1 protein-coding gene and 1 pseudogene are annotated in these 1,916 nt (G+C 44.9%); both read right to left on the bottom strand.

The window, feature by feature from the left end; genetic code table 11:
• Window positions 1-54: 54 nt before the first annotated feature.
• Complete coding sequence (locus tag JX312_RS12940; RefSeq protein WP_204458336.1) at window positions 55-1,083, bottom strand: T9SS type A sorting domain-containing protein; 1,029 nt, start codon at window positions 1,081-1,083, stop codon at window positions 55-57.
• A 24-nt stretch (window positions 1,084-1,107) separates the two neighbouring features.
• A pseudogene (locus JX312_RS12935) lies at window positions 1,108-1,916 on the bottom strand (glucan 1,6-alpha-isomaltosidase); the annotation flags it as partial.

Raw genomic sequence — 1,916 nt, 5'->3', positions numbered from 1 at the left:
TTAAAGACTCTAAAGACCTTTTAAAAAAACCTAAAGCCTCAATATTCAAAACGATTATTTCGCAATCTTGACTACCTTGCCTGCTGTCTTCACAACATAGACTCCATTGGAAAGACCTGCAACGGTAAGTGAGCCACCATTTGACTGAGCCACCTTACGACCGGATATGTCATAGACTTCAATTCCGGCGGAAGCACCCTCCACAACCAGGTCACCACCTATAAAGCTTGCTTTCAATTCAGTTCCGGCAATTTCATTAACTCCTGACTCTACAATGTTCTCAAATTTTATTGTATTCTCACCAAGGTTAAGTGTCACCTTATATTTTTTATCAGGAGTGCATGCCTCTGCCGGGAATCCCCAGAAATGGTCTTGAGCATTTTCACTATTGCCCCAAGTTCTTCTTACCGGATATGTTTCTCCCGCCTTTACAAGCTTCACGTTTCCGTTAAAATCCAATTCGGATGGAAAATAGAACCAAGTCTCCCAATAATTACTCGGATAGGAGATAAATTTAAAATGACTGCAACCGTCATTAGGAGACAGCGTACCCTCCCATACGAATACATCCTCGGTTCCTTCTTCAGGATAAATGTTGAATGTGGGAGGAACAGATGCCGTGTCCCACTGATTTGTGGCAGCTCCAAGGGGAACAACCAACGGAGACAACTCGTCAACCCATTGCGCAGTTATCATCACAGATTCACCGTTATCACTAAAATAGACTTTAACATCATAGGTTCCCGGCTCAGTCACCCACCAACGGTTTTCATTCCCGACAGCACTTATAACGTTCGCCTCGCGTGCATTAATAAGCCATGTGCCTGAATGTTCCGGAACATAACGCACTCCATCCCAGTTTCTTGCATCAATAAACTGAAGGTTCTGATTATAAAGGTTACCGCGATAGCTGAATACCCCATCGCCCTCGTTAGTCATTTCCTGAGCCAGATCAATATGCCACAGACTTGGCGAAGCTTCGCCTACCATATAAAGATGTTCGGGAATTGCAGCAGAAATAGAGACTGCATTCAACAGCATGACACCGCCTAATGCCATCGCCTTAAGTAAATTTTGTTTCATAACTTTTAAGGTTAATTAAATAATTTATTTTGTGAGTTTAACAACTTTACAACCATGACGCGGGACAGTAACCGTGAAAACGGATTCAACTGCGGATTCATCGGCATGTTTCCAAAGGTCTCGCACTTTGTATTCTCCGGAAAGTCCGATTTCCGAAAGATTCACGCTCATTTTGCGAGGAGCTTCCTCTCGGTTGAACATCGCCATCACGACATCTCCATTGCTCATCGTGCCATACCATATGCAACTGCCTTCGCTGTCGATCTCGTCAGATAATGGTTTTCCTATAAATCCGTCGGTATTCAAGGCAAGGAGCTCTTCATTGGTATAGAACTTGTCAAGATTTCCTATAGTCTCGGGGGTGTCGGCGATGGTCACAGGACCTCCGGCTATCAGCTGCAGTGACACCTGTGAACGGCGTTCATCGTCATTGGCACATTTGTTAAGGCGAAGGAAATCACCGTCAAGGATAATTTTCCCCTTTCCGCCTATATGGCTCCAGTGCGTGAAACCGTCCATCTGATTGTCGGCATAAGGCCAGCGGTCATATATCTTGCCCCTGTTGAAAGAAGAGAAATGATGCCAACCACCTATATTCGTATCCTGAACGATACGGGTCATGTTGCAATATTTCCTTTCCAATTCGCCGTCATTGTAAAGTTCAGGCATCACGATAGATGTGAAAATACCGTATTTGGAAGCAGACTCACAGATGTAGGCAAGACCGCGCTCATAACGCTCTCTTCCGTAACCGCACGTCACCGGATAATCGCGTCCCGGATCGCCATCCTCATACCAGCACATGAAGTCCATCCTTATGTAATCCACACCCA

This window comes from Barnesiella sp. CU968, assembly GCF_905219685.1.
In the GTDB taxonomy this organism is placed as follows: Bacteria; Bacteroidota; Bacteroidia; order Bacteroidales; family Muribaculaceae; genus Lepagella; species Lepagella muris_A.
This window is presented reverse-complemented; position numbering and strand designations above follow the sequence as displayed.